General features: G+C 72.4%; 4 protein-coding genes. 3 read left to right on the top strand and 1 reads right to left on the bottom strand.

The genetic code is table 11. From position 1 onward, the window contains the following. The 3 genes from GT030_RS20115 to GT030_RS20105 all read left to right on the top strand — a co-directional run. Positions 1–409: 4'-phosphopantetheinyl transferase superfamily protein (locus GT030_RS20115; protein ID WP_237522693.1), on the top strand; the 409-nt coding region annotated here is incomplete at its 5' end. A 131-nt stretch (positions 410–540) separates the two neighbouring features. Beyond that, a complete protein-coding gene (locus GT030_RS20110) occupies positions 541–1,962 on the top strand; it encodes an FAD-binding oxidoreductase (protein ID WP_161202299.1) in 1,422 nt (473 codons plus the stop codon). 38 nt (positions 1,963–2,000) lie between these two features. Then, positions 2,001–3,569: an MFS transporter gene (locus GT030_RS20105; RefSeq protein ID WP_202460325.1), complete on the top strand. Its 1,569-nt coding sequence runs from the start codon at positions 2,001–2,003 to the stop codon at positions 3,567–3,569. Here the strand turns inward: GT030_RS20105 and GT030_RS20100 are convergent. Continuing rightward, the coding region (locus GT030_RS20100; protein WP_161202298.1) for a LysR substrate-binding domain-containing protein at positions 3,542–4,362 on the bottom strand (821 nt) is incomplete at its 5' end. The genes GT030_RS20105 and GT030_RS20100 overlap by 28 nt on opposite strands.

Raw genomic sequence — 4,362 nt, 5'->3', positions numbered from 1 at the left:
CGCGTACAGCGGGGCGCCGGTGTGTCCGGCGGGGTTCCCGGCCTCGGTGACCCACAGCACCGCGCTGGCGGTGGCCGCCGTCGCGCCCGGCGCACGCGGGGTGGGCGTGGACCTGGAGCCGCGCTGCCCGGACCTCGGACTGCACCGCTTCCTGCTGGACGAGCGGGAGCGGGCCGAGCTGTGGCCCCGGGGCGATCCGCCGGGCCTGCGGCGGCTGTTCGCCGCGAAGGAGGCCGCCTTCAAGGCGCTCTCGGACTGTGTGGACGCCCATGGCGGGCTGTTCTGGCGGGTGCGGCTCGGCCTCCGCGACGGGCGCCTGTGGGCGCGGGCCGGTGACCGGTACGCGCTGGTCGGGGAGCTGGCGGTACCGGCGTTCGCGCTGGCCGTGGCGGTCACCGCTGATCCATAACCAAAAGTTCGGCATCCCAGAAAAACTAGGTCTTGGACTTCTGATCGCATCGTCGGGACCATGACTGGGACGGCAGTGCCGCAGCGACCCCCGTCAGCGGCGCTGTCGTCCCTCGACGAAAGGAACGGACCGTGCCCGCTCGCCCCGAACCGCCCACCGCGCGCGAGGACCTGAGTGCGGCCGCCCGGCAACTGGCCGAGCGCGTCGGCGGTGCGCTGTTCGCCGAGGGCCAGGACGGCTACGACGAGGAACGCGCCCGCTACCAGACCCATCGGCCGCACCGCCCGGCGCTCGTCGTCGGCGCGGCCGAGCCCAAGGACGTCCAGCTCGCGGTGGAGTTCGCCGCCGCGCGCGACCTCCCGGTGGGCGTGCAGGCCACCGGGCACGCGCCCGCGCTGCCCGCCGGCACCGGGGTCCTCGTCAGCACCCGCCGGATGACCGAGGTGCGCGTCGACCCGGCAGCCCGTACGGCCTTCCTGGGCGCGGGCGTGCGGTGGAAGCAGGTCGTCGAGGCGGCCGCGCCGCACGGTCTGGCCCCGCTCAGCGGCAGCGCCCCTGACGTCGGCGCGGTCGGCTACACCCTGGGGGGCGGAATCGGCCTGCTGGCCCGCAAGTTCGGGTACGCCGCCGACCACGTCCGGCGCGTGGAGTGCGTCACCGCCGACGGCCGGCCCCGCGAGGTCACCGCCGACAGCGACCCCGACCTGTTCTGGGCGCTGCGCGGCGGCCGCGACAACTTCGGCCTGGTCACCGGCCTCGAAGTCGAGCTGGTCCCGGTGGCCGGGCTCTACGGCGGCGGCCTGTTCTTCGACGGCGCCTCCGCAGAGCGCGTCCTCGACGCGTACCTGCGCTGGACGGAGACGGTCCCCGAAGAGATGACCTCCTCCCTGGCCCTGGTCCCGCTGCCCGACGCACCGACCCTGCCCCCGCCGCTGCGCGGGCGGTACGTGGTGCACGTCCGGATCGCCTACCTCGGCGACGCGGCCCACGGGGAGCGGCTGGTCGCCCCGCTGCGGGCGCTCGGACCCCGGCTGGCGGACTCGGTGCGCGAGTTGCCGTACACCGAGTCGGGTTCCATCCACAACGACCCGGTGGCACCGGCCGCGTACGTCGGGACCAACGCGATGCTCTCCGGGCTGGACGCGGGCGCGGTGCGTACCGTACTGGACCTCTCCGGGCCGGACGCACCGATCACCAGCATCATCGAGGTGCGCCATCTGGGCGGTGCGCTGGCCCGGCCGCCGCGTGTGCCGAACTCCGTCGGCCACCGCTCGGCCCGCTATCTGCTCGCGGTGCTCGACCGGGTCACCGACGACACCGCCGACACCGTCCGCGCCGCGCACACCCGGCTCACCGACGCCCTGTCCCCGCTCACCACGGGCCGCAACCTGAACTTCCTCTACGGCGCCGCCGCCACCCCGGACCAGGTGCGCCGGGCGTACGAACCCGGCGACTACGCGCGCCTCGGCCGGATCAAGGCCGCCCACGACCCCGGAAACCTCTTCCGGCTGAACCACAACATCCCGCCGAACCCCTCCCCCGGCCCCCGCTGACGGGCCGCGGCCGACCGCTCGGAACAGCAGAAGGAACGATGATGGAAAAGAAATGGTGGACCCTGTTGGGGGTGTGCGGCGGGACGTTCATGCTCCTGCTGGACACCACCATCGTGTACGTCGTCATGCCCGATGTGCAGCGCGACCTGAACGCCAGCTTCGCCGACCTCCAGTGGGTGATCGACGGTTACGCGCTGGCGCTGGCCTCCTTCCTGCTGACGAGCGGCACGCTGGCCGACCGGTTCGGGCGCAAGCGTCTCTACGCGATCGGCGTGGCCCTGTTCACGGTCGCCTCGCTGCTGTGCGGGGTGGCCCAGTCGCCGCTGATGCTGATCATGTCCCGGGTGCTCCAGGGCGTGGGCGGCTCGGTCATGTTCGCCACCGGTCTGGCGCTGCTCGCCGGCAGCTTCCAGGGCAAGGAACGCGGCATGGCGTTCGGTGTGTGGGGCATGGTCACCGGCCTCGCCTCCGCCATCGGCCCGGTGGCCGGCGGCCTGATCTCCAGCGGCATCAGCTGGCGGGGCATCTTCCTGGTCAACGTGCCGATCGGCGTCATCGTGGCCCTGATCATCGCGCTGCGCGTGGACGAGTCGAAGTCGCCGTTCGCCCGCAAGCTGGACTGGCCCGGCTTCGTCCTGCTCACCGGCGGCCTCGCCACCCTGGTCTACGGTCTCATCCGCGCCGGTGAGACCGAGTGGAGCGACGGCCGCGCGGTGACCGGTCTGGTGGTGGGCGCGGCGCTGCTGCTCGCCTTCCTGCTGGTGGAGGCGAAGTCCGAGCAGCCGATGTTCGACCTGAGGCTGTTCCGCATTCCCACCTTCGTCGGCGGTTCCATCGCCGCGTTCGCCATGAACGGCTCGCTGTTCGCGATGTTCCTGTTCCTGGCGATCTACTTCCAGGAGGCGCTGAACTACTCCTCGCTGGAGACGGGTCTGCGCCTGCTCACCGCCTCGCTGTCGATGCTGGTCGCCTCCCTGATCGCCGGGCGGCTCAGCGCCAAGGTGCAGCCCCGCTACATGATCGGCGTCGGGCTGCTGCTGGTCGGTGCCGCGCTGCTGCTGATGAGCGGGATCACCGAGTCCAGCGGCTGGGAGCACTTCATCCCCGGTCTGGTGCTGGGCGGTGTCGGCGCCGGTCTGGTGAACCCGCCCCTGGCCTCCACGGCCGTGGGCGTCGTGGACTTCTCCCGCTCCGGCATGGCGTCGGGTGTGAACGGCACCTTCCGTCAGCTCGGTGTGAGCGCGGGTGTCGCGGTGCTCGGCTCGACCTTCGCCGGTGTCATCAGCGACCGCTTCCGCGACGGACTGCGCGGGGTGCCGGAACTGGCAGGCCGCAGCGACCAGTTGGCCGCGCTGACGCGGGGCGGCGAGACCGGTGAGGCGGTGCGGCTGGTGCCGGAGCAGTACGGGGAGAAGGTGCAGCAGATCGCCACGACCGGGTTCGTGGACGGCCTGAACACCCTGCTCGCCGTGTCGGCCGGTCTGGCCCTGCTCGGCGGTGTGCTGGCCCTGGTGCTGATCCGGCCCGCCGACTTCCAGGCGGCCCAGCAGCCGAAGCCCGCGACGAACGACGCTCCCGGTCAGTCGCCGGTGGCCGCGGAGAGCTGAGTCCGGTACACGCGAGCGGGCCCGTCGGCTGCCGACGGGCCCGCTTCCGTGTGGTTAGGTCCCGCGCCGCTCATCGAGGCGACCTGCGTCGGAGCCGGCTCACCGAAGGACTGCCGGCAGTGCAGGAGCAGTTCGCGCAGGGCGGGGCTCTTGGTGGGCGCGGAGATCAGGGCGAGTACCGCGGGGACGTCGGCGTCGGTGATGGCGACGGTCTTGAGCCCCTTCTGATGGCCGGTCATCGACTCGGAGAGCACCGCGACCCCGAGGCCCCGCTCGGCCAGCTGCATCACCGCGCCGGGCGCACTCGCCTGGAGCGCGATGGTGGGCGTGAGGCCCAGCGCGGCGGAAGCCTCGTCCAGCGTTGCCCGGATACCGGTCCCCTCGGGCAGACAGACGAGCGGGAAGGCGCTCAGTTCGGCGAGGGTGACCCCGTCCTTTTCGGCCAGTGGATGCTCGTGCGGCACGGCGGCGACGATCGGCTCGCTGATCACCTGCCAGCCGTCCAGGTCGTCCGGCGCCCGGTGGGCGGCGCCGATCAGCGCCAGGTCGACGGTGCCTTCGCGGACGTACTCGACCAGCTTGGCGGAATCGTCCTCGAGCAGGCTGATCTCGACGCCGGGGTGGGCGAGATGGAAGCCGGACAGCGCGTCGAACAGCGGCTGGACCGTGCAGGCGGTGACCATGCCGACGACCAGCTTGCCCCGGACCAGGCCGTTCATCTCGTCCACGGCCTGCCGCAGCGAGTCCATCGAGGAGAGCACGGACTTGGCGTGCGCCAGGACCACCTCGCCGA

The organism is Streptomyces sp. SID1328, assembly GCF_009865595.1.
GTDB classification, from domain to species: domain Bacteria; phylum Actinomycetota; class Actinomycetes; order Streptomycetales; family Streptomycetaceae; genus Streptomyces; species Streptomyces griseoluteus.
The sequence above is the reverse complement of the archived record's forward strand: the minus strand, read 5'-3'. Positions and strand labels throughout refer to the sequence as shown.

Coding starts and splice junctions, on each gene's coding strand:
- GT030_RS20105 (WP_202460325.1), top strand. CDS start 2,001: ATGATGGAAAAGAAATGGTGGACCCTGTTGGGGGTGTGCGGCGGGACG.